Genomic DNA, 24,312 nt, shown 5'->3' with positions numbered 1-24,312 from the left:
TCCCATGCCGTCAGGTCCGGTCATCGGATCCTTGGGCGAACTGCTGGTGGAATTCGTCTGCGAGCAAAAGGACGGGCGCAACCTTGTGCCCGCCGCTTATCGCGGCCCCTTTCCTAGCGGCGCGCCCGGCATATTCATCGACCAGGCCGCCCGCTGCGGAGCACGGGCAGTGTTTGCCGGAGCGGTGGGAACCGATGCCTTCGGCACGGTGATATTCGACCGGCTGGTGGGCGACGGGGTTTCCGCCAGCCTGATCCGTCGCGTGGCGGGGGTGCCGACGGGTTCGGCCCATGTCAGCTACAACTCCGACGGTAGCCGCGATTTCGTGTTCAACATGGCCCATTCCGCCGCCGCCCATTTCCCCAAGGGGGACGAGGCCGTGCGCGGCTTCCTTTCGGCGGGCTGTCAGGTGCTGCACGTGTCGGGCTCTGCCCTTGGCGACCCCGCCATGCGGGCGGCGGTGTTCGACGTTTGCACCGCGCTGCATGGTGCCGGAGTATCCCTCTCCATCGACCCCAACATCCGCACCGAGCTTGTGTCCGACGCGGGCTATCTGCAAACCGTCCGCGCCTTGATCGCGCTGTCGGATTATGTCCTGCCCTCGGACGCCGATGCAGCCCTGCTTTGGCCCGACACCACCTTTGCCGACTGGTCTGCCAGCCTGTCGGCCCGCCACATCGCCCTGAAGCGCGGCGACAAGGGCGCAGTGCTGAAATCAGGCGGCACGATCACCGGCCTGCCCGCAGCCCGCGTCACCGTGATAGACCCGACCGGCGCGGGAGACTGTTTTTGCGGCACGGTCGTGACTTTGCTTGCCGCAGGTATGGCCGCGCCCGATGCCCTCGCCCGAGGCGTTGCAGCAGGGGCGCTTGCCGTCTCGGCCCTTGGCCCGATGGAAGGCAACGCCACCTTGTCCACAATCGAAGCGGCGTTGGCGGGCGCATGACAGGAATTGACCGTATCATTGCCGAAAACCGGGGCGGGCGGCACGTCGGCCTTCCCTCGTGGTGCACGGCACATCCCGAAACGCTGGCCGCGATCTTACGCTGCTACCGCGACGACAGCGCGCCGATCCTGATCGAGGCGACCTGCAATCAGGTGAACCAGCACGGCGGCTACACCGGCATGACCCCGGCCACCTTCCGCGATTTCGTCCATGCAATCGCCCGCGCCCAAGGCATTGACCCCGCCCGCATCATCCTCGGCGGCGACCACCTCGGCCCGAACCCGTGGAAACACCTGCCTGCGCCCGAAGCCATGGCCAACGCCCGCGAGATGGTCGCCGCCTACTCCGGCGCAGGCTTCACCAAGATACATCTCGACGCATCCATGGCTTGCGGCGGCGAAACGCTGACCGAAGAAACCATGGCCGCCCGTGCCGCCGATCTGGCAGCCGTTGCCGAACCCCACCGCCCGCATTACGTCATCGGCACCGAAGTCCCCGTACCGGGCGGTGAGGTCGCCCCTCTCGACGCGCTCGGGATAACCACCCCCGAAGCCGTCACCCGCACCCTTGCCCTGCACCGCATGGCCTTTGCCGACCGCGGCCTCCCCTTCGACCGCATCCTCGCCATCGTCGTGCAACCCGGTGTCGATTTCGGGAATGACCGCATCTACCCATTCGCCCCCGCCGCCGCCGCAACCCTCTGCGCCGCCGCCCCCGCGCTAAACGGCCCGCTATACGAGGCGCACTCGACCGACTACCAATCCGCGCAATCGCTCGCAGCCCTCGTCCGGGGCCATTTTCCCATCCTCAAGGTCGGTCCCGAACTTACCTTTGCCTTTCGTCAGGCGGTCTTTGCGATGGAAGCCCTTGGACGCATGTTGGGCCTTCCCTCGAATGTCGAAACCACGCTCCGCCAGACCATGCACAACGACCCGTCCGATTGGCGCGCCTATGTCGCCGCAGATGATCGCGAAGCGGCGATGATGCTCTACGGCCTGTCGGATCGCGTTCGCTACTACTGGCCCCGCCCCCATGTGCAATCCGCCGTCACCGCTCTTTACGACAGACTCCGCGCTGCGACCCCCGAACCCGGCCTCGTCGCGCAAGTCACCGGCGGCATGGTCAGGTCCAGCGACCCCGCCACCCTGCCCGAAACCATCATCGACACCATGGTCGGCGCCGTCGTGCGCCGCTACCGCCAAGCCTGCGAGGACTGAATGCCCAAGAAAGACAACCGCCTGCTGCGTGTCGGCGTCCTCGGCTGCGGCCCCATCGCGCAAGCCGCGCATTTCGAAAGCTGCACCAAGGCGAGGAACGGCACGCTTTACGCAATCTGCGATGTGGCCGATGACCTGCGCGAACGCATGGCCGCGACCCATTCCCCCGAAAAACAGTTCGCCGATTACGATGCCATGCTCGCCGATCCCGACCTCGAGGCGGTGATCATCGCCACCTCGGACGCCTTCCACGTTCCTGCCGCCAAGCGCGCGCTCGAAGCCGGCAAGCATGTGCTGTGCGAAAAGCCGCTCGCCACCTCGGTCGAAGAGGCCGAGAGCCTGCGTGCTGTGGCGGCGGCTTCGGGCTGCGTCTTGCAGGTCGGGCATATGAAGCGGTTCGATGCGGGGTTGCAGGCCGCAAAGGCCTATATCGACGATGGCATGGGTGATCTTGTGGCGCTCAAGGCGTGGTATTGCGACAGCACGCACCGCTACCCGATGACCGATGCGGTCCAGCCGCTGATGGTCACCAGCAAGAACGCCCGCAAACCCGCGGGCGACCCCAAGGCCGATCTTGACCGCTACTACATGCTTGCCCATGGCAGCCACCTTGTCGACACCGCCCGCTATTTCGCGGGGCCGATCACGGCGGTCGATGCGCGTTTGCTGAACCGTGGCGGGATGCGCTGCTGGTTCGTCGATGTCGAGTTCGAAAACGGCACGCTCGGCCATCTGGACCTGACCGTTGCCGTGCGGATGGACTGGCACGAAGGCTTCCAGATCTATGGCGCGAACGGCAGCGTGATCGGCAAGACCTATAACCCGTGGTATTACAAATCCTCCGAGGTCGACATTTTCCACGATGCCGAAGGCGCCAGCCGCCGCGTTCTTGGGGCCGACGGACATTTTTACCGCCGCCAGTTGGAAGGCTTTGCCGATGTCGTCTTGCGCGGGGCGCCAATGGCCGGGGCCGATCTGGAAGACGGTATCGCCTCGGTCCGCGCCATGGTGGCAATCGCACAATCGGTGCGTATGAAGCGACCCGTCCGCATCGACGAAGCCGCAGGTCAGGTGTGATGCGTCTGGGAATTTTTGCCAAGACCTTCGCCGGTTCCGACCCTGTCACCGTCCTGTCGGCGGCGCGGGATGCGGGCTACGGGGCTGTGCAATGGAACATGGCCTGTGCGGGGCTTCCTGCCATGCCCGACGCGATCAGCCCTGCACAAAGCGCCGCGATACGGGCGGCCGCAGATCACACGGGCGTTGCCTTGGCTGCCGTCTCCGGCACCTACAACATGGCCCACCCCGACCCCGCGCACAGGGCGGCAGGCCTTCGGCGACTGTCGGTGCTGATAGACGCCGCAGGTGCGATGGGAACCGGAATGGTCACGCTTTGCACCGGCACGCGCGATCCGGTCGACCAATGGGCGCACCATCCCGACAACGCATCACCCGAGGCATGGCACGACATGCTCGACGAAGTCGCCAAGGCCTGCGCGCTTGCCGAGGCGCGGGGGGTGAAACTGGGCATCGAACCCGAACTCGCCAACGTGGTCGACGGCCCCGCCAAGGCACGGCTTTTGCTCGACACGCTGCAAAGCCCCGCCCTTTGCATCGTGCTCGACCCCGCCAACCTGTTCGAAACGGCCAGCGATATCGCGCGATACGACATCATCGCCCGCGCGGTCGATCTTTTGGCCGACCGCATTGCAATGGCACATGCCAAGGACCGCCATCCCGACGGCAGCTTTGCGACGGCGGGTCAGGGCGTGGTCGATTTCCCCCATTTCATCCGCAGCCTGCGGCGGGCGGGCTTTGACGGCGACCTTGTCACACACGGGCTGGCGGCAGGGGAAGCCGCCGGCGTGGCGGCGTTCCTGCGGGATTGCGATGCAGACTGACCGCTTCCTTTTCGCCGATGGTTTCCGGCTTGCGGTCCATGACGCGGGGGGCAATGGCCTGCCCGTCATCTTCCAGCACGGGCTTTGCGGCGATGCCCGCCAGACGGCGGAAGCCTTCCCCCGAGACCCGCGCTTCCGGCGGTTGACGCTGGAATGTCGCGGCCATGGCGCATCCGACTTCGACCCCCAGCCAAGCATCGCCAAGTTCGCAGACGACGTGGCGGCACTGGCCGCTGGCCTTGGCCGCCCCGTCGTGATTGGCGGTATTTCGATGGGGGCCGCCATTGCCCTGCGTCTTGCCGTCTTGCGGCCCGAGCTTGTCGCGGCCTTGGTGCTTGTGCGCCCCGCATGGCTGACCGACCCCGCCCCGCCGAACATGGCCCCGAATGCCGAAGTGGGTATCGCCCTGATGCGTCTGCCCGTGGCCGAAGCGCGCGAGGCTTTTTTGCAATCGGACACCGCGGCGCATCTGGCCGCCACTTCGCCCGATAACCTGTCCTCGCTTACCGGTTTCTTCGCCCGCGATCCGGTGTCGCGCACGGCAATCCTGCTCAACGCCATCTCGCGCGACGGGCCGGGGGTCAGCACGGCAGACCTTGGCGCGCTTGACCTGCCTGTGGTTGTCATGGGCTGCGGTAAGGACGCGATCCACCCTCTGGACCTGTCGCAGCACCTCGCCGCCCTCATCCCCGGCGCGCGACACATCACGCTTCCGCCCAAGGGCGACGACAAGTCCGCCCATATCGCAGCCCTTCACGCTGCCATGACCGATTTTCTCGAAAGGATCTGATCTATGCCCCGCCCGAATGCCGACTGGATGGACCATTTGCCCGCAAACCGGCTGATCGCCGAATTTTCGGTCTGGTCGGCCGATCTGGTCCGCCTTGCCGATGACATGGCGCGGATCCGGCCCCATGCCGATGTCCTGCATATCGACGTGGCCGATGGTATCTTTGCCCCGGCCTTCCTGTTCTTTCCCGACCTCGTGGCCCGCATCCGCGATGTGTCCGACTTGCCGATCCATGTGCATCTGATGGTCGATGACGCCGTGCTGATGCCGCAAATCGCGCAATTTGCCGAAGCGGGGGCAGACCTTATCAGCGTGCATGCCGAAAACGGCAATGCAGCCGAGGCGTTGGATCTGATCGAGACCTCGGGTCTCAAATCCGGCATGGTCTTGCGCGTCGAAACGCCCGTCGACAGGATTGCGCCTTGGGTCGGCAGGCTCGACTTTCTGACGCTGCTCGGCACGGCGATCGGGGTAAAGGGACAGGGGCTCGACCCCGCCGCCACGACCCGCCTCGGTCAGGCGCGCAAGTTCATCGCAGGCTCGGGGCGGCGCACCGTCCTTGCGGCCGATGGCGGAATCCGCGACACGACCGTCCCCTTGCTCCGGGGTGCCGGAGCAGAGACGGTCGTGCTCGGCTCGCTTGCGTTCGGGGCGCCCGATCTGGGCGACCGCATGGCGTGGCTGCACGGACTTGGCTGACGATCCGGGCAAAAACAGGCTGGTCGGGTAAGGCGCCGTCCGGCGAGCGGTCATCAGGGCGGGCTGCGGTGTCATCGAACTGTCATGAAAGCGTAACGTTTCCGTCATCTGCCGGCGCTAAACGCTTCGATGACGCGTCACGTTGGGCGCGGTGTAAACCGGAGCTATCCCATGATGAAATTCACCGTTTCGGCCTTGGCGATCCTTGCCGCCACGGGCGCGGCCCAGGCGCGCGACAACGTGCAGGTTGCTGGGTCTTCGACCGTTCTGCCCTATGCCACCATCGTGGCCGAGGCGTTCGGCGAGAACTTCGACTTCCCGACGCCGGTCGTTGAAGGGGGCGGTTCGGGTGCGGGCCGCAAGAAGCTGTGCGAAGGCGTGGGCGACACCACGATCGACATCGCCAACTCGTCGAGCCGGATCAGCCAGAGCGACATCGACCTGTGCAAGACCAATGGCGTGACCGACATCATGGAAGTCCGCATCGGCTATGACGGGATCGTCTTCGCCTCCAAGATCGACGGCGCCGAATTCGCCTTTACCCCGTCCGACTGGTATCTCGCGATTGCCGCACAGGTGGCCAAGGACGGCGCGCTTGCCGCCAACACCGCGAAAAGCTGGGCCGATGTGAACGCCGCCCTTCCGGCGCAAGACATTCTGGCCTTCGTGCCCGGATCGAAGCACGGCACGCGCGAAGTCTTCGACGTAAAGGTTCTGGAAGCGGGCTGCAAGGACACGGGTGCCTATGACCTGTTCCTCGCCGCTGCCGAAGGGGCCGATGACAAGGAAAAGGCCGACAACGCCAAGAAGGCCTGCCACGGCTTGCGTACCGATGGCGTGTCGGTCGATATCGACGGCGATTACACCGAAACGCTGGCGCGGCTCGATGCCAACCCGACCGCGATCGGCGTGTTCGGCCTGTCGTTCTACCAGAACAACACCGACAAGCTGCGCGTCGCCACCATGTCGGGCGTCGTGCCCTCGACCGAAAGCATCGCTTCGGGCGACTACCCCGTGTCGCGCCCGCTCTACTTCTACGTGAAAAAGCAGCATATCGGCGTGATCCCGGGACTCAAGGAATACATCGAATTCTTCTTGTCCGACGAAATGGCCGGCCCCGATGGCCCGCTCGCGGCCTACGGTCTGGTCTCCGACCCCGAGCTTGCCGCAACGCAAGCCGCCGTTGCCGCCGAGACGGTGATGGGCCCGCTGGAATAAATGACCAAGGGGGCGGCGCAGCGATGCGCCGCCCGCTACTCGAAAAGCTTCCTTCGCTTCCGGCGAACGGCTTGCAATCGGTGACAGGGGCGGAAATGCTGGTGCCCGCGCCCGTTGTCGACCTGTCCGTTCCGGAGCTTTGAATGACCCCCGTTTATATCTGCGACTATATCCGCACGCCCATCGGCCGCTTCGGCGGGGCGCTGTCTTCGGTCCGTGCCGATGATCTGGGCGCTGTGCCGCTGCGGGCGCTGATGGCGCGCAACGGCGGCGTCGACTGGGACGCGGTGGACGATGTGATCTTCGGCTGCGCCAATCAGGCGGGCGAGGATAACCGCAACGTGGCACGGATGTCGGCCCTGCTTGCGGGCTTGCCCGTGTCGGTGACCGGGACGACGATCAACCGTCTGTGCGGGTCGGGGATGGACGCCGTGCTGGTCGCTGCACGCCAGATCGCGGCGGGCGAGGCGCATCTGATGATCGCAGGCGGCGTCGAAAGCATGTCGCGCGCGCCCTTTGTCATGCCCAAGGCAGACACCGCCTTTTCCCGCAATGCCGAGATTTACGACACCACCATCGGCTGGCGTTTTGTGAACCCGGCGATGCAGGCCGCCCATGGCACCGATTCGATGCCGCAGACGGGGCAGAACGTGGCAGATGACTTTGGCATCGACCGCGACGCGCAGGACGCGATGGCGCTTGCCAGCCAGAACAAGGCGGCCGCCGCACAGGCCAGCGGGCGGTTGGCGCGGGAAATCACCCCCGTCACCGTTGCGCAGCGCAAGGGCGATCCGCTGGCCGTGGCCCAGGACGAACACCCCCGCGCCACCACGATCGAGGCGCTGGCCAAGCTCAGACCGCTGTTTCCGAACGGCTCGGTCACGGCGGGCAATGCGAGCGGCGTGAACGACGGCGCGGCGGCGCTGGTCATCGCCTCGGAAGCCGCGATGAAACGGCACGGCCTGCGCCCCCTCGCCCGCATCCTCGGCGGGGCGACCGCAGGCGTTGCGCCGCGCATCATGGGCATCGGCCCCGCACCCGCAAGCGAGAAACTGATGGCCCGCCTTGGCCTTGGACCCGCCGATTTCGACGTGATCGAACTCAACGAAGCCTTTGCCGCCCAAGGCATCGCCACGCTGCGCCAACTCGGCATCGCCGACGACGACCGGCGCGTGAACCGCAACGGCGGAGCGATCGCACTGGGCCATCCGCTCGGCATGTCCGGCGCGCGGATCACCGGAACGGCGGCGCTGGAACTGCACGAGACCGGGGGCAAGCGGTCGCTTTCCACCATGTGCATCGGCGTCGGTCAGGGAATCAGCATCGCGCTGGAACGGGTCTGAGCGAAGGGCCGACGCGGGGGCTATTTCAGCTTGATGCAGAAATGTTTACGCACAGGCTTTTCGATCTTCCACGTGCCGCTGAAACCCGCCTCGACGGCAAAGGCATCGCCCGGCCCCATCGTCACCGGCGCGCCGCCATCGGGGGTAATGGTGATCTGCCCCTCGATCAGGTGGACAAATTCGTAGAATTTGTACTTTGCGTGCCATGTGCCGAGCGTGGCTTCCCATGTGCCGCTGATCACGCTGCCGTCGAGCGTGGTGTGCTGCACCCAAGTCTTCATCGTCGGGTTGCCCTCGGTCTTTGTCCAACCTTCGAGGTCGGTCACCATCGGCTCGGGGCCGGGCGCGGGGAAGCGGAAAACCATGTCGCTCATCTCAATTCCTCCTGAATGTCGCCCGTCCGTCCTACGTCTCGTCCTGCAGCCTGACAAGGGCGACCTGCCCTTGAACTCGGCTGCGCACCGGGCAAACTGGTAAAGCAGGATAGGGAAAGGCCAGACATGAAAATCCGCCAAGCGACACCATCGGATGCCGACCATCTGGTGCGGTTCATCAACATGGCGGCCGACGATCTGCCGCTGCATTTCTGGACGAAATCGGTCGGTGAAAGCGGCGATCCGCTTGCCTACGGCAGGGAACGCGCAACCCGCGAAACCGGGAATTTCTCGTTTCGTAACGCGTGGTTGGTCGAAATTGACGGTGCTGTCGCCGCGTGCCTGCTTGGCTATCCGGCCGAAGACGAACCTTCTCCCATCGCCCCGGATACCCCGCCGATCTTCGTGCCGCTCCTCGAACTCGAGGCGCTCGCCCCCGGATCATGGTATCTGAACGTGCTTGCCACCTATGACGGGTTTCGCGGTAAGGGGTGTGGTTCGGCGCTGCTCGACCAGGCAGAAACCGTGGCGCAAGAAGCCGGTCACCGCAGGATCAGCCTGATTGCAGCCGATACCCACCGCGATGCGCTTCGCCTCTATCAGGCAAAGGGCTACGGTGAAGTGGCGAGGCGACCGGTGGTAAAGGGCGACTGGGCGGTCGACGCGACCGAATGGATCCTGTTCACCAAGACGACAGGTTAATCTGGCGGCAGGCATAGCCCGCAAAAGCGCCTTTCCGGCCAAAACTGTAAACCCCCGCCAGATCGCTCTGGCGGGGGTGTTTCGTTATTCCGCTGCCCCGAGTTTCTGTTCGATCATGAACTCGCGTGCCACTTCGGCTTCCTTGGCTGTCAGGCTTCTGCGTGCGCTTGGGCCGTATTCGTCGAAGGCGCCGTCTTCCAGTTGCGGGAAGAGCGTCAGGATTTCGTCCCTTGCGGCTTCGGCCAGTGCTCCCCAGCCGACGTGGCCGGGGTGGAAGCTTTCCGACAGGCAGCCTTCGGCCCAGACGAGTTCGTGGGCATCGAACAGCATGTGGAAGTACTCGACCTCGCCGCCTTCCTCGCGCCGGATCGTCTGGTCGTTCAGCAGCATCTTCGCCGCCACCAGAACCTCGGCCTCGTCGAACAGCAGTTCGGCCTGCCAACCCGACAGCAGCATGCGGTGCTGCGGGCTGACCTTGAGCCGGCTGTGGTTGCCCAAGGCGCCTGCCTCGATCACGATCGGTGCCAGTTTGCCCTTGGCCTGAACCTTGGACGACCCGATCCAGCGGATCGGCTGGTAGCCGTGGTCGACCGTGAGCACCAGATCGCCCGGTTGCAGCAGGTCGATCTCGAACTCGCCCTCGGCCGTCATGATCTTCGTGCCCGCGACGAAGCAGACCACCGCCGTATTCTCGGCGTTGAGCAGATTTGCGTCGACCGTAGCCCCCGCGTTCTGGATCTGCAGGCCGCCCGCGCCTTGCAGCACACCGTCATCGGCAAGGTCGGACCGCAGCCAACCCATGGCATTGGCAAAGGTCGCCGTCGGGTTCGCGGTGTTATAGGCCGCGAGCCTGGCATCGTTGTAGAGCTGCGACAGATCGACGAAGTCGTTGTCGGTCCGCGACGGGTTCGCCCCTCCGCCGATCCCCGTCACCGCATCGAAGTCGGTGATCAGGTCTGGCGTCGTGCCGTCGGCCACGAAGGCATCCGCCCCCGCCCCGCCGGTCAGCGTGTCGACCCCGGCACCGCCCGTCAGAGTATCGTCACCCGCGCCGCCGATCAGGCTGTCGTTGCCGTCATCGCCTTGCAGCAGGTCTTTGCCGGCCCCGCCCTGCAGCGTATCGGCTCCGGCCCCGCCTTGCAGCGTGTCGTCGTCGATGCCGCCATCCAGACTGTCGTTGCCCGCCCCGCCCTGCAGCAGGTCGTTGTCGTCGAAGCCGAAGATGGTGTCGTTGCCGTCACCACCGGCCAGCGTGTCGGCATTGTTTGCCGGCAGCGGGTCGGTTCCGTCATTGGCCAGATCGGCAGGCGTCGTACCGGCCACGCCGCCGTAGATCAGGTCATCCCCCGCGCCGCCGTCGAGGCTGTCGGCCCCCTCGTCGCCCAGAATCGTGTCATTGCCCGCCCCACCGAACACGAGGTCGTTGTCCGCCCCCGCATCGATCGAGTCGTTGCCGCCGCCCGCCGTGATCTGGTCGGCATCGTCGCCGGTCAGGATCGTGTCGTTGCCAAGGCCACCAAACACCGTGTCGCGGTCGTTGAACGGATCGGCATCCGAAGCCGCCAGCGCGTTGTCCGGCGTCGCGGTCGGGGCGCGGGTGTTGATGATGTCATCCCCGTCGCCAGCATCGACAAGCTCGCGACCATCCCCACCGAGGATCGAGTCGTTGCCCGCCCCCCCGATCATCGTGTCGTTGCCGGTGCCGCCGGTCAGGGTATCGTCGCCGTCCCCGCCGATCAGCGTGTCATCCCCGGCGCCACCGTCGAGCGTATCGTTGCTGCCGCCACCGTCGAGGCTGTCGTTGCCACCGCCGCCGATCAGGCTGTCATCGCCAAGCCCGCCGGCCAGCGTATCGTCGCCCGCATCGCCCGACAGCGTGTCGCTTCCGGCTTCGCCCGACAGGCTGTCATTGCCCGCCCCGCCGCCGACGCTGTCGTTGCCCGTGCCGGCATTGACCGTGTCATTGCCCAGACCGGCGCTGACCGTATCGTTGCCCGCACCCGCTGCGATCACATCGTCGTTGCCATCGGCCCCGTCGATCTGGTCGCCCTGCGCGTCGGTAAAGCCGACCGGCATCGCATCGTCGCCCGCCGTCCCGTCCACCACACCATCGGCCGAACGCAGAACCTGTTCGATCTGGCTGAAGGTAATCGTGACCGGCAGGCCAGCGCCGTTCAGATAGGTCGCCGTGCCGCTTTCCGAGGTGGTCCCGTTCCAGCTCGGATCGGTCTGGTCGTAGACCACCGACACATCGGTCAGCCCGCGCAGGTCGAGCACGTCGCCGATGCGGCCTGCGGGGTTGTTGGTTGCGTCGAGGATCGCTTCCTCGTCCGCCTCGCCGCCGACCAAGGTGATGCCCGCGGTCCCCGACTGCGCCGGATCGAAGCGGAACTCGTCGTCCCCCGCACCGCCCTGCGCGCTGTCGCCAGCCCCCAGCACGAAGTCGTCGTCATTCGCGCCGCCGTCGAGCACGTCATTGCCCGCACCGCCCGTCAGCGTGTCAGACCCCGCCCCGCCCGCCAGCGTGTCGTTGCCGTCACCACCCAGAAGCGCGTCGTTGCCGTCGCCGCCCGACAGGCTGTCGTCATTCGCACCGCCGTCCAGCACGTCGTTGCCCGCGCCACCCGCCAGCGTGTCGTTGCCCTCGTTGCCGGCAAGCGAGTCGTCGCCCGCACCGCCGCCAAGGCTGTCGTTGCCAAGGCCACCGGCAAGCGTGTCGTTGCCCTCGTCGCCCGCCAGCGTGTCATCGCCCGCGCCGCCCGTCAGGCTGTCGTTGCCCAGGCCGCCGGCGACAGAATCGTCGCCCGCCCCGCCATCGACCGTGTCGTTGCCGTCGCCGGCCAGAACCGTGTCGTTGCCCAGACCGCCTGCGACAGAGTCGTTGCCCGTGCCCGCATCGATACTGTCGTTGCCCGCCCCGCCGTCGAGCGTGTCGTCGCCCGCGCCACCGGCGACGGAATCGTCCCCTGCGCCTGCCGCGACCACGTCGTTGCCGTCGCCGGCCGCGACCGTATCATTGCCCGCGCCGCCGGTGACAGAGTCATTGCCAGCCCCGGTGTCGACCGCGATCGGACCCGTGGCCGCCCCGCCGTTCACCGTATCGGCACCCGTGCCGGTCAGCACGCGCTCGATCTCGGCAAAGCCGATGTCCACACCCGCGTCGCCGTCGAGCCCGTTGACCGTGCCCGTCTCGGGGTTCGCCCCATAGATCACCGTCTGCGGCGCCGTCAGCGCCGACAGGTCCAGCACGTCGCCCGCATTGCCGTTCTCGGCCCCTTCCGGCGATCCCGACAACCCGTCGAGCCCGCCGTCCACCGATGCGTTCACATCCGCGCCGGTGTCGGTAGGATCGAGCGTGAAGACATCGTCCCCCGCCCCGCCCGCAGCCGTATCCGCCCCGCCAACCGACAGGTCGTCATCGCCCGCGCCGCCATCGAGGCTGTCCGCCCCCGGCCCGCCCGAGAGCGTATCCGCCCCCGCGCCGCCAAGCACCGTGTCGTTGCCAAGCCCGCCGGCCAGCAGGTCGTTGTCCGCGCCGCCGTCGAGCCGGTCGTTGCCGTCGCCGCCCGCAAGGCTGTCGTTGCCCGCCCCGCCGGTCAGGCTGTCGTCGCCAGCACCGCCATCGAGGCTGTCGTTGCCAAGGCCACCAAGAGCCGTATCGTCGCCGACCCCGCCCTGAACCGTATCCTCGCCATCGCCGCCGTCGAGGCTGTCGTTGCCGACATTGCCTGCAAGGCTGTCGTTGCCCGCCCCGCCGAGGACGGTGTCGTTGCCAAGCCCGGCATCGACCGTGTCATTGCCTTGCCCTGCGTCGATCACGTCGTTGGGACCGTCGGCCCCGTCGATCTGGTCGCCCTGCGTATCGGCATAGGGCGCGCCGCCCGCACCGGAGGTCGGCGTCATCAGATCGCCGCCCGCCGTGCCGTCGACCGTGCCGTTGCTGTCGACCAGCACGCGCTCGATCTCGGAGAACTGCACCGTCACCGTGCCGCCCGCCGCATTCTGGTAGCTCGCCGTGCCCGCCTCGGGGCCGGTGAAGCTGACCACGACATTGGCCAACCCGCGCAGGTCGAGCACATCGCCCGAACCGCCATTGGTCGGGTCGCTCAGGTCCTCGCCCGCCTCGCCGCCCACGACCGTGACCGTGCCGGTCCCCGCCAGCGCAGGGTCGAAGCGGAACTCGTCGTCGCCGTCGCCGCCCTGCGCGCTGTCGCCAGCCCCCAGCACGAAGTCGTCGTCGCCAAGCCCGCCGCCGAGCACATCATTGCCCTCGCCGCCAGACAGAAGGTCGGCCCCGTCGCCGCCCGACAGGCTGTCGTTGCCGTCCCCGCCGGCCAAGGTGTCGTTGCCAGCCCCGGCGTCGAGGCTGTCGTCGCCCAGCCCGCCGACGAGGCTGTCGTTGCCGGCACCCGCCACCAGCGCATCGTTGCCGATCCCGCCGTCGAGCGTGTCGTTGCCAAGCCCGCCGTCCAGCGCATCGTTGCCCGCGCCACCCGACAGGCTGTCTTCGCCGTCGTTGCCCGCCAGCGTGTCGTCGCCCGCGCCGCCAAGCGCCACGTCGTCGCCCAGACCGCCGGTCAGGCTGTCGGCATCCGCGCCACCGTCCAGCGTGTCGTTGCCAAGCCCGCCGATTAGCGTGTCGTTGCCTTCGTTGCCCGAGAGGCTGTCATCGTCCGCACCGCCGTCGAGGCTGTCGTTACCAAGGCCACCGGCCAGCGTGTCGCGACCATCGCCACCCGCCAGCACATCGTTGCCATCGCCGCCCGACAGGCTGTCGGCGCCCGCGCCACCGGCAAGCGTATCGTCGCCGACCCCGCCCGCAACCGTGTCGTCGCCCGCGCCGCCAGACAGGCTGTCGTTGCCCGCATCGCCCGACAGGCTGTCGTTGCCGTCGCCCGCATCGACCGTGTCATTGCCAAGCCCGGCATTGATCGTGTCATTGCCGGCACCCGCCGAGACCGCATCGTCCAGCCCGTCCGTGCCGTCGATCTGGTCGCCCTGCGGATCGGTATAGCCGGGGTTCATCAGGTCCGGACCGCCCGTGCCCTCGACCACGCCATTGGCCGCCGTCAGCACCTGTTCGATCTCGCTGAAGCTGATCGTGACCAGCTGGCCCGCCGTGTTGCGATAGCTCGCCGTGCCCTGCTCCGAGGTGCCCGTGATCGGGTCGGGGTTGGTATAGACCACCGACACATCGGTCAGACCGCGCAGGTCGAGCACGTCGCCGATCCGCCCTGCAGGGTTGTTGGTCGCATCGAGAAGAGCCTCTTCGCCCGCCTCGCCGCCCACCACGGTGATCGGGCTGCTGCCCGCAAGCGAGGGATCGACCGAGAACTCGTCGTCCCCGTCGCCGCCCTGCGCAAGATCGCCCGCGCCCATCACAAAGTCGTCGTCGCCCGCGCCACCGGCCAGCACGTCGTTGCCAAGCCCGCCTGCCAGCGTGTCCGATCCGGCACCGCCCGAGAGCGTGTCCTCGCCCGCGCCGCCCGACAGGCTGTCGTTGCCGTCGCCGCCGTTCAGGCTGTCGTCGCCAAGCCCGCCGTCGAGCGTGTCGTTGCCCGGATCGCCCGCCAGCGTGTCGTTGCCGTCACCACCCAGAAGCGCGTCGTTGCCGTCGCCGCCCGAAAGGCTGTCGTCATTCGCACCGCCGTCCAGCACGTCGTTGCCCGCGCCGCCCGCCAGCGTGTCGTTGCCCTCGTTGCCGGCAAGCGAGTCGTCGCCCGCGCCGCCGCCAAGGCTGTCGTTGCCAAGGCCACCGGCAAGCGTGTCGTTGCCCTCGTCGCCCGCCAGCGTGTCATCGCCCGCGCCGCCCGTCAGGCTGTCGTTGCCCAGGCCGCCGGCGACAGAATCGTCGCCCGCCCCGCCATCGACCGTGTCGTTGCCGTCGCCGGCCAGAACCGTGTCGTTGCCAAGCCCGCCTGCGACAGAGTCGTTGCCCGTTCCCGCATCGATACTGTCGTTGCCCGCCCCGCCGTCGAGCGTGTCGTCGCCCGCGCCACCGGCGACAGAATCGTCCCCTGCGCCTGCCGCGACCACGTCGTTGCCGTCGCCGGCCGCGACCGTATCATTGCCCGCGCCGCCGGTGACAGAGTCATTGCCAGCCCCGGTGTCGACCGAGATCGGACCCGTGGCCGCCCCGCCGTTCACCGTATCGGCACCCGTGCCGGTCAGCACGCGCTCGATCTCGGCAAAGCCGATGTCCACACCCGCGTCGCCGTCGAGCCCGTTGACCGTGCCCGTCTCGGGGTTCGCCCCATAGATCACCGTCTGCGGCGCCGTCAGCGCCGACAGGTCCAGCACGTCGCCCGCATTGCCGTTCTCGGCCCCTTCCGGCGATCCCGACAACCCGTCGAGCCCGCCATCCACGCTCGCGTTCACATCCGCGCCGGTGTCGGTAGGATCGAGCGTGAAGACATCGTCCCCCGCCCCGCCCGCAGCCGTATCCGCCCCGCCAACCGACAGGTCGTCATCGCCCGCGCCGCCATCGAGGCTGTCCGCCCCCGGCCCGCCCGAGAGCGTATCCGCCCCCGCGCCGCCAAGCACCGTGTCATTGCCAAGCCCGCCTGCAAGCAGGTCGTTGCCCGCATCGCCTGCCAGCGTGTCATTGCCATCGCCGCCCGCAAGGCTGTCGTTGCCGTCGCCGCCCGCAAGGCTGTCGTTGCCGACATTGCCCGCAACGCTGTCATTGCCGGTGCCGGCCGTGACCGTGTCGTCACCCAGACCGGCATCGACCGTGTCATCGCCCGCGCCTGCCGCGATCACGTCGTTCAACCCGTCCGCGCCGTCGATCCGGTCGCCCTGCGCATCGGTGTAGCCGGGGTTCATCAGATCGCCCGCCGCCGTGCCGTCGACCGTGCCGTCGCCGTCGCGCAGGACCTGTTCGATCTCGCTGAAGGTGATGGTCACAGGCTGGCCCGTGCCGTTCAGATAGGTCGCCGTGCCCGCTTCCGGACCCGTGAAGGTCAGCGCCACCGGGCCAAGCCCGCGCAGGTCGAGCACGTCGCCGATGCGGCCTGCGGGGTTGTTGGTTGCGTCGAGGATCGCTTCCTCGTCCGCCTCGCCGCCGACCAAGGTGATGCCCGCGGTCCCCGACTGCGCCGGATCGAAGCGGAACTCGTCGTCCCCCGCACCGCCCTGCGCGCTGTCGCCAGCCCCCAGCACAAAGTCGTCATCATTCGCGCCGCCGTCGAGCACGTCATTGCCCGCACCGCCCGTCAGCGTGTCAGACCCCGCCCCGCCCGCCAGCGTGTCGTTGCCGTCACCACCCAGAAGCGCGTCGTTGCCGTCGCCGCCCGACAGGCTGTCGTCATTCGCACCGCCGTCCAGCACGTCGTTGCCCGCGCCACCCGCCAGCGTGTCGTTGCCCTCGTTGCCGGCAAGCGAGTCGTCGCCCGCACCGCCGCCAAGGCTGTCGTTGCCAAGGCCACCGGCAAGCGTGTCGTTGCCCTCGTCGCCCGCCAGCGTGTCATCGCCCGCGCCGCCCGTCAGGCTGTCGTTGCCCAGGCCGCCGGCGACAGAATCGTCGCCCGCCCCGCCATCGACCGTGTCGTTGCCGTCGCCGGCCAGAACCGTGTCGTTGCCCAGACCGCCTGCGACAGAGTCGTTGCCCGTGCCCGCATCGATACTGTCGTTGCCCGCCCCGCCGTCGAGCGTGTCGTCGCCCGCGCCACCGGCGACGGAATCGTCCCCTGCGCCTGCCGCGACCACGTCGTTGCCGTCGCCGGCCGCGACCGTATCATTGCCCGCGCCGCCGGTGACAGAGTCATTGCCAGCCCCGGTGTCGACCGCGATCGGACCCGTGGCCGCCCCGCCGTTCACCGTATCGGCACCCGTGCCGGTCAGCACGCGCTCGATCTCGGCAAAGCCGATGTCCACACCCGCGTCGCCGTCGAGCCCGTTGACCGTGCCCGTCTCGGGGTTCGCCCCATAGATCACCGTCTGCGGCGCCGTCAGCGCCGACAGGTCCAGCACGTCGCCCGCATTGCCGTTCTCGGCCCCTTCCGGCGATCCCGACAACCCGTCGAGCCCGCCGTCCACCGATGCGTTCACATCCGCGCCGGTGTCGGTAGGATCGAGCGTGAAGACATCGTCCCCCGCCCCGCCCGCAGCCGTATCCGCCCCGCCAACCGACAGGTCGTCATCGCCCGCGCCGCCATCGAGGCTGTCCGCCCCCGGCCCGCCCGAGAGCGTATCCGCCCCCGCGCCGCCAAGCACCGTGTCGTTGCCAAGCCCGCCGGCCAGCAGGTCGTTGTCCGCGCCGCCGTCGAGCCGGTCGTTGCCGTCGCCGCCCGCAAGGCTGTCGTTGCCCGCCCCGCCGGTCAGGCTGTCGTCGCCAGCACCGCCATCGAGGCTGTCGTTGCCAAGGCCACCAAGAGCCGTATCGTCGCCGACCCCGCCCTGAACCGTATCCTCGCCATCGCCGCCGTCGAGGCTGTCGTTGCCGACATTGCCTGCAAGGCTGTCGTTGCCCGCCCCGCCGAGGACGGTGTCGTTGCCAAGCCCGGCATCGACCGTGTCATTGCCTTGCCCTGCGTCGATCACGTCGTTGGGACCGTCGGCCCCGTCGATCTGGTCGCCCTGCGTATCGGCATAGGGCGCGCCGCCCGCACCGGAGGTCGGCGTCATCAGATCGCCGCCCGCCGTGCCGTCGACCGTGCCGTTGCTGTCGACCAGCACGCGCTCGATCTCGGAGAACTGCACCGTCACCGTGCCGCCCGCCGCATTCTGGTAGCTCGCCGTGCCCGCCTCGGGGCCGGTGAAGCTGACCACGACATTGGCCAACCCGCGCAGGTCGAGCACATCGCCCGAACCGCCATTGGTCGGGTCGCTCAGGTCCTCGCCCGCCTCGCCGCCCACGACCGTGACCGTGCCGGTCCCCGCCAGCGCAGGGTCGAAGCGGAACTCGTCGTCGCCGTCGCCGCCCTGCGCGCTGTCGCCAGCCCCCAGCACGAAGTCGTCGTCGCCAAGCCCGCCGCCGAGCACATCATTGCCCTCGCCGCCAGACAGAAGGTCGGCCCCGTCGCCGCCCGACAGGCTGTCGTTGCCGTCCCCGCCGGCCAAGGTGTCGTTGCCAGCCCCGGCGTCGAGGCTGTCGTCGCCCAGCCCGCCGACGAGGCTGTCGTTGCCGGCACCCGCCACCAGCGCATCGTTGCCGATCCCGCCGTCGAGCGTGTCGTTGCCAAGCCCGCCGTCCAGCGCATCGTTGCCCGCGCCACCCGACAGGCTGTCTTCGCCGTCGTTGCCCGCCAGCGTGTCGTCGCCCGCGCCGCCAAGCGCCACGTCGTCGCCCAGACCGCCGGTCAGGCTGTCGGCATCCGCGCCACCGTCCAGCGTGTCGTTGCCGATCCCGCCGATTAGCGTGTCGTTGCCTTCGTTGCCCGAGAGGCTGTCGTCGTCCGCACCGCCGTCGAGGCTGTCGTTGCCAAGGCCACCGGCCAGCGTGTCGCGACCATCGCCACCCGCCAGCACATCGTTGCCGTCGCCGCCCGACAGGCTGTCGGCGCCCGCGCCACCGGCAAGCGTATCGTCGCCGACCCCGCCCGCAACCGTGTCGTCGCCCGCGCCGCCAGACAGGCTGTCGTTGCCCGCATCGCCCGACAGGCTGTCGTTGCCGTCGCCCGCATCGACCGTGTCATTGCCAAGCCCGGCATTGATCGTGTCATTGCCGGCACCCGCCGAGACCGCATCGTCCAGCCCGTCCGTGCCGTCGATCTGGTCGCCCTGCGGATCGGTATAGCCGGGGTTCATCAGGTCCGGACCGCCCGTGCCCTCGACCACGCCATTGGCCGCCGTCAGCACCTGTTCGATCTCGCTGAAGCTGATCGTGACCAGCTGGCCCGCCGTGTTGCGATAGCTCGCCGTGCCCTGCTCCGAGGTGCCCGTGATCGGGTCGGGGTTGGTATAGACCACCGACACATCGGTCAGACCGCGCAGGTCGAGCACGTCGCCGATCCGCCCTGCAGGGTTGTTGGTCGCATCGAGAAGAGCCTCTTCGCCCGCCTCGCCGCCCACCACGGTGATCGGGCTGCTGCCCGCAAGCGAGGGATCGACCGAGAACTCGTCGTCCCCGTCGCCGCCCTGCGCAAGATCGCCCGCGCCCATCACAAAGTCGTCGTCGCCCGCGCCACCGGCCAGCACGTCGTTGCCAAGCCCGCCTGCCAGCGTGTCCGATCCGGCACCGCCCGAGAGCGTGTCCTCGCCCGCGCCGCCCGACAGGCTGTCGTTGCCGTCGCCGCCGTTCAGGCTGTCGTCGCCAAGCCCGCCGTCGAGCGTGTCGTTGCCCGGATCGCCCGCCAGCGTGTCGTTGCCGTCACCACCCAGAAGCGCGTCGTTGCCGTCGCCGCCCGAAAGGCTGTCGTCATTCGCACCGCCGTCCAGCACGTCGTTGCCCGCGCCGCCCGCCAGCGTGTCGTTGCCCTCGTTGCCGGCAAGCGAGTCGTCGCCCGCGCCGCCGCCAAGGCTGTCGTTGCCAAGGCCACCGGCAAGCGTGTCGTTGCCCTCGTCGCCCGCCAGCGTGTCATCGCCCGCGCCGCCCGTCAGGCTGTCGTTGCCCAGGCCGCCGGCGACAGAATCGTCGCCCGCCCCGCCATCGACCGTGTCGTTGCCGTCGCCGGCCAGAACCGTGTCGTTGCCAAGCCCGCCTGCGACAGAGTCGTTGCCCGTTCCCGCATCGATACTGTCGTTGCCCGCCCCGCCGTCGAGCGTGTCGTCGCCCGCGCCACCGGCGACGGAATCGTCCCCTGCGCCTGCCGCGACCACGTCGTTGCCGTCGCCGGCCGCGACCGTATCATTGCCCGCGCCGCCGGTGACAGAGTCATTGCCAGCCCCGGTGTCGACCGCGATCGGACCCGTGGCCGCCCCGCCGTTCACCGTATCGGCACCCGTGCCGGTCAGCACGCGCTCGATCTCGGCAAAGCCGATGTCCACCCCCGCGTCGCCGTCGAGCCCGTTGACCGTGCCCGTCTCGGGGTTCGCCCCATAGATCACCGTCTGCGGCGCCGTCAGCGCCGACAGGTCCAGCACATCGCCCGCATTGCCGTTCTCGGCCCCTTCCGGCGATCCCGACAACCCGTCGAGCCCGCCATCCACCGATGCGTTCACATCCGCGCCGGTGTCGGTAGGATCGAGCGTGAAGACATCGTCCCCCGCCCCGCCCGCAGCCGTATCCGCCCCGCCAACCGACAGGTCGTCATCGCCCGCGCCGCCATCGAGACTGTCCGCCCCCGGCCCGCCCGAGAGCGTATCCGCCCCCGCGCCGCCAAGCACCGTGTCGTTGCCAAGCCCGCCTGCAAGCAGGTCGTTGCCCGCATCGCCTGCCAGCGTGTCATTGCCATCGCCGCCGTCGAGGCTGTCGTTGCCGTCGCCGCCCGCAAGGCTGTCGTTGCCGACATTGCCCGCAACGCTGTCATTGCCGGTGCCGGCCGTGACCGTGTCGTCACCCAGACCGGCATCGACCGTGTCATCGCCCGCGCCTGCCGCGATCACGTCGTTCAACCCGTCCGCGCCGTCGATCCGGTCGCCCTGCGCATCGGTGTAGCCGGGGTTCATCAGATCGCCCGCCGCCGTGCCGTCGACCGTGCCGTCGCCGTCGCGCAGGACCTGTTCGATCTCGCTGAAGGTGATGGTCACAGGCTGGCCCGTGCCGTTCAGATAGGTCGCCGTGCCCGCTTCCGGACCCGTGAAGGTCAGCGCCACCGGGCCAAGCCCGCGCAGGTCGAGCACGTCGCCGATGCGGCCTGCGGGGTTGTTGGTTGCGTCGAGGATCGCTTCCTCGTCCGCCTCGCCGCCGACCAAGGTGATGCCCGCGGTCCCCGACTGCGCCGGATCGAAGCGGAACTCGTCGTCCCCCGCACCGCCCTGCGCGCTGTCGCCAGCCCCCAGCACAAAGTCGTCATCATTCGCGCCGCCGTCGAGCACGTCATTGCCCGCACCGCCCGTCAGCGTGTCAGACCCCGCCCCGCCCGCCAGCGTGTCGTTGCCGTCACCACCCAGAAGCGCGTCGTTGCCGTCGCCGCCCGACAGGCTGTCGTCATTCGCACCGCCGTCCAGCACGTCGTTGCCCGCGCCACCCGCCAGCGTGTCGTTGCCCTCGTTGCCGGCAAGCGAGTCGTCGCCCGCACCGCCGCCAAGGCTGTCGTTGCCAAGGCCACCGGCAAGCGTGTCGTTGCCCTCGTCGCCCGCCAGCGTGTCATCGCCCGCGCCGCCCGTCAGGCTGTCGTTGCCCAGGCCGCCGGCGACAGAATCGTCGCCCGCCCCGCCATCGACCGTGTCGTTGCCGTCGCCGGCCAGAACCGTGTCGTTGCCCAGACCGCCTGCGACAGAGTCGTTGCCCGTGCCCGCATCGATACTGTCGTTGCCCGCCCCGCCGTCGAGCGTGTCGTCGCCCGCGCCACCGGCGACGGAATCGTCCCCTGCGCCTGCCGCGACCACGTCGTTGCCGTCGCCGGCCGCGACCGTATCATTGCCCGCGCCGCCGGTGACAGAGTCATTGCCAGCCCCGGTGTCGACCGCGATCGGACCCGTGGCCGCCCCGCCGTTCACCGTATCGGCACCCGTGCCGGTCAGCACGCGCTCGATCTCGGCAAAGCCGATGTCCACACCCGCGTCGCCGTCGAGCCCGTTGACCGTGCCCGTCTCGGGGTTCGCCCCATAGATCACCGTCTGCGGCGCCGTCAGCGCCGACAGGTCCAGCACGTCGCCCGCATTGCCGTTCTCGGCCCCTTCCGGCGATCCCGACAACCCGTCGAGCCCGCCGTCCACCGATGCGTTCACATCCGCGCCGGTGTCGGTAGGATCGAGCGTGAAGACATCGTCCCCCGCCCCGCCCGCAGCCGTATCCGCCCCGCCAACCGACAGGTCGTCATCGCCCGCGCCGCCATCGAGGCTGTCCGCCCCCGGCCCGCCCGAGAGCGTATCCGCCCCCGCGCCGCCAAGCACCGTGTCGTTGCCAAGCCCGCCGGCCAGCAGGTCGTTGTCCGCGCCGCCGTCGAGCCGGTCGTTGCCGTCGCCGCCCGCAAGGCTGTCGTTGCCCGCCCCGCCGGTCAGGCTGTCGTCGCCAGCACCGCCATCGAGGCTGTCGTTGCCAAGGCCACCAAGAGCCGTATCGTCGCCGACCCCGCCCTGAACCGTATCCTCGCCATCGCCGCCGTCGAGGCTGTCGTTGCCGACATTGCCTGCAAGGCTGTCGTTGCCCGCCCCGCCGAGGACGGTGTCGTTGCCAAGCCCGGCATCGACCGTGTCATTGCCTTGCCCTGCGTCGATCACGTCGTTGGGACCGTCGGCCCCGTCGATCTGGTCGCCCTGCGTATCGGCATAGGGCGCGCCGCCCGCACCGGAGGTCGGCGTCATCAGATCGCCGCCCGCCGTGCCGTCGACCGTGCCGTTGCTGTCGACCAGCACGCGCTCGATCTCGGAGAACTGCACCGTCACCGTGCCGCCCGCCGCATTCTGGTAGCTCGCCGTGCCCGCCTCGGGGCCGGTGAAGCTGACCACGACATTGGCCAACCCGCGCAGGTCGAGCACATCGCCCGAACCGCCATTGGTCGGGTCGCTCAGGTCCTCGCCCGCCTCGCCGCCCACGACCGTGACCGTGCCGGTCCCCGCCAGCGCAGGGTCGAAGCGGAACTCGTCGTCGCCGTCGCCGCCCTGCGCGCTGTCGCCAGCCCCCAGCACGAAGTCGTCGTCGCCAAGCCCGCCGCCGAGCACATCATTGCCCTCGCCGCCAGACAGAAGGTCGGCCCCGTCGCCGCCCGACAGGCTGTCGTTGCCGTCCCCGCCGGCCAAGGTGTCGTTGCCAGCCCCGGCGTCGAGGCTGTCGTCGCCCAGCCCGCCGACGAGGCTGTCGTTGCCGGCACCCGCCACCAGCGCATCGTTGCCGATCCCGCCGTCGAGCGTGTCGTTGCCAAGCCCGCCGTCCAGCGCATCGTTGCCCGCGCCACCCGACAGGCTGTCTTCGCCGTCGTTGCCCGCCAGCGTGTCGTCGCCCGCGCCGCCAAGCGCCACGTCGTCGCCCAGACCGCCGGTCAGGCTGTCGGCATCCGCGCCACCGTCCAGCGTGTCGTTGCCAAGCCCGCCGATTAGCGTGTCGTTGCCTTCGTTGCCCGAGAGGCTGTCGTCGTCCGCACCGCCGTCGAGGCTGTCGTTGCCAAGGCCACCGGCCAGCGTGTCGCGACCATCGCCACCCGCCAGCACATCGTTGCCGTCGCCGCCCGACAGGCTGTCGGCGCCCGCGCCACCGGCAAGCGTATCGTCGCCGACCCCGCCCGCAACCGTGTCGTCGCCCGCGCCGCCAGACAGGCTGTCGTTGCCCGCATCGCCCGACAGGCTGTCGTTGCCGTCGCCCGCATCGACCGTGTCATTGCCAAGCCCGGCATTGATCGTGTCATTGCCGGCACCCGCCGAGACCGCATCGTCCAGCCCGTCCGTGCCGTCGATCTGGTCGCCCTGCGGATCGGTATAGCCGGGGTTCATCAGGTCCGGACCGCCCGTGCCCTCGACCACGCCATTGGCCGCCGTCAGCACCTGTTCGATCTCGCTGAAGCTGATCGTGACCAGCTGGCCCGCCGTGTTGCGATAGCTCGCCGTGCCCTGCTCCGAGGTGCCCGTGATCGGGTCGGGGTTGGTATAGACCACCGACACATCGGTCAGACCGCGCAGGTCGAGCACGTCGCCGATCCGCCCTGCAGGGTTGTTGGTCGCATCGAGAAGAGCCTCTTCGCCCGCCTCGCCGCCCACCACGGTGATCGGGCTGCTGCCCGCAAGCGAGGGATCGACCGAGAACTCGTCGTCCCCGTCGCCGCCCTGCGCAAGATCGCCCGCGCCCATCACAAAGTCGTCGTCGCCCGCGCCACCGGCCAGCACGTCGTTGCCAAGCCCGCCTGCCAGCGTGTCCGATCCGGCACCGCCCGAGAGCGTGTCCTCGCCCGCGCCGCCCGACAGGCTGTCGTTGCCGTCGCCGCCGTTCAGGCTGTCGTCGCCAAGCCCGCCGTCGAGCGTGTCGTTGCCCGGATCGCCCGCCAGCGTGTCGTTGCCGTCACCACCCAGAAGCGCGTCGTTGCCGTCGCCGCCCGAAAGGCTGTCGTCATTCGCACCGCCGTCCAGCACGTCGTTGCCCGCGCCGCCCG

At 68.8% G+C, this 24,312-nt stretch carries 11 protein-coding genes; 9 read left to right on the top strand and 2 right to left on the bottom strand.

What is annotated here, in order from left to right:
• The first annotated feature begins 4 nt into the window (after positions 1–4).
• The 8 genes from HYN69_RS00525 (at position 5) to pcaF (ending at position 8,114) form a co-directional block, all read left to right on the top strand.
• Positions 5–946: a sugar kinase gene (locus HYN69_RS00525; protein WP_108434016.1), complete on the top strand. Its 942-nt coding sequence runs from the start codon at positions 5–7 to the stop codon at positions 944–946.
• The gene (locus HYN69_RS00520; protein ID WP_108434015.1) at positions 943–2,163 is read left to right on the top strand and encodes a class II D-tagatose-bisphosphate aldolase non-catalytic subunit; all 1,221 of its coding nucleotides are present in this window, start codon (positions 943–945) and stop codon (positions 2,161–2,163) included. Before HYN69_RS00525 ends, HYN69_RS00520 begins: the two co-directional genes overlap by 4 nt.
• Positions 2,164–3,240, top strand: coding sequence for a Gfo/Idh/MocA family protein (locus tag HYN69_RS00515; protein WP_108434014.1), 1,077 nt, complete (start codon positions 2,164–2,166; stop codon positions 3,238–3,240).
• The gene (locus HYN69_RS00510; protein WP_108434013.1) at positions 3,240–4,064 is read left to right on the top strand and encodes a sugar phosphate isomerase/epimerase family protein; all 825 of its coding nucleotides are present in this window, start codon (positions 3,240–3,242) and stop codon (positions 4,062–4,064) included. Before HYN69_RS00515 ends, HYN69_RS00510 begins: the two co-directional genes overlap by 1 nt.
• A complete protein-coding gene (locus HYN69_RS00505) occupies positions 4,054–4,854 on the top strand; it encodes an alpha/beta fold hydrolase (protein ID WP_108434012.1) in 801 nt (266 codons plus the stop codon). The genes HYN69_RS00510 and HYN69_RS00505 overlap by 11 nt, the downstream gene beginning before the upstream one ends.
• 3 nt (positions 4,855–4,857) lie before the next feature.
• Complete coding sequence (locus HYN69_RS00500) at positions 4,858–5,553, top strand: ribulose-phosphate 3-epimerase (RefSeq protein ID WP_108434011.1); 696 nt, start codon at positions 4,858–4,860, stop codon at positions 5,551–5,553.
• Positions 5,554–5,724: 171 nt separating this feature from the next.
• On the top strand, positions 5,725–6,771 hold the full coding sequence (locus tag HYN69_RS00495; protein WP_108434010.1) for a PstS family phosphate ABC transporter substrate-binding protein: 1,047 nt from the start codon (positions 5,725–5,727) through the stop codon (positions 6,769–6,771).
• A gap of 143 nt (positions 6,772–6,914) precedes the next feature.
• Positions 6,915–8,114, top strand: coding sequence for a 3-oxoadipyl-CoA thiolase (gene pcaF / locus HYN69_RS00490; protein ID WP_108434009.1), 1,200 nt, complete (start codon positions 6,915–6,917; stop codon positions 8,112–8,114).
• Between the two features lie 20 nt (positions 8,115–8,134).
• Here pcaF and HYN69_RS00485 read toward each other — a convergent pair whose 3' ends face one another.
• Positions 8,135–8,488 (bottom strand): cupin domain-containing protein, encoded by a 354-nt coding sequence (locus tag HYN69_RS00485; protein WP_108434008.1) that lies wholly within the window; start codon positions 8,486–8,488, stop codon positions 8,135–8,137.
• Positions 8,489–8,614: 126 nt separating this feature from the next.
• Between HYN69_RS00485 and HYN69_RS00480 the strand changes: the two genes are divergently transcribed.
• Positions 8,615–9,190: a GNAT family N-acetyltransferase gene (locus tag HYN69_RS00480; RefSeq protein WP_108434007.1), complete on the top strand. Its 576-nt coding sequence runs from the start codon at positions 8,615–8,617 to the stop codon at positions 9,188–9,190.
• 84 nt (positions 9,191–9,274) lie between these two features.
• Here HYN69_RS00480 and HYN69_RS21280 read toward each other — a convergent pair whose 3' ends face one another.
• Positions 9,275–24,292 carry a Hint domain-containing protein gene (locus tag HYN69_RS21280; protein ID WP_108434006.1) on the bottom strand — a complete coding sequence of 5,006 codons (15,018 nt, stop codon included), beginning with the start codon at positions 24,290–24,292 and terminating at the stop codon, positions 9,275–9,277.
• Positions 24,293–24,312: the final 20 nt, after the last annotated feature.

This window comes from Gemmobacter aquarius, assembly GCF_003060865.1.
GTDB classification, from domain to species: Bacteria; Pseudomonadota; Alphaproteobacteria; order Rhodobacterales; family Rhodobacteraceae; genus Paragemmobacter; species Paragemmobacter aquarius.
This window is presented reverse-complemented; position numbering and strand designations above follow the sequence as displayed.

What these genes read in the sequence shown, in the direction of transcription:
- HYN69_RS00525 (WP_108434016.1), top strand. Translation starts at nt 5, where the DNA reads ATGCCGTCAGGTCCGGTCATCGGATCCTTGGGCGAACTGCTGGTGGAA.
- HYN69_RS00520 (WP_108434015.1), top strand. Translation starts at nt 943, where the DNA reads ATGACAGGAATTGACCGTATCATTGCCGAAAACCGGGGCGGGCGGCAC.
- HYN69_RS00515 (WP_108434014.1), top strand. Translation starts at nt 2,164, where the DNA reads ATGCCCAAGAAAGACAACCGCCTGCTGCGTGTCGGCGTCCTCGGCTGC.
- HYN69_RS00510 (WP_108434013.1), top strand. Translation starts at nt 3,240, where the DNA reads ATGCGTCTGGGAATTTTTGCCAAGACCTTCGCCGGTTCCGACCCTGTC.
- HYN69_RS00505 (WP_108434012.1), top strand. Translation starts at nt 4,054, where the DNA reads ATGCAGACTGACCGCTTCCTTTTCGCCGATGGTTTCCGGCTTGCGGTC.
- HYN69_RS00500 (WP_108434011.1), top strand. Translation starts at nt 4,858, where the DNA reads ATGCCCCGCCCGAATGCCGACTGGATGGACCATTTGCCCGCAAACCGG.
- HYN69_RS00495 (WP_108434010.1), top strand. Translation starts at nt 5,725, where the DNA reads ATGATGAAATTCACCGTTTCGGCCTTGGCGATCCTTGCCGCCACGGGC.
- pcaF (WP_108434009.1), top strand. Translation starts at nt 6,915, where the DNA reads ATGACCCCCGTTTATATCTGCGACTATATCCGCACGCCCATCGGCCGC.
- HYN69_RS00485 (WP_108434008.1), bottom strand. Translation starts at nt 8,488, where the DNA reads ATGAGCGACATGGTTTTCCGCTTCCCCGCGCCCGGCCCCGAGCCGATG.
- HYN69_RS00480 (WP_108434007.1), top strand. Translation starts at nt 8,615, where the DNA reads ATGAAAATCCGCCAAGCGACACCATCGGATGCCGACCATCTGGTGCGG.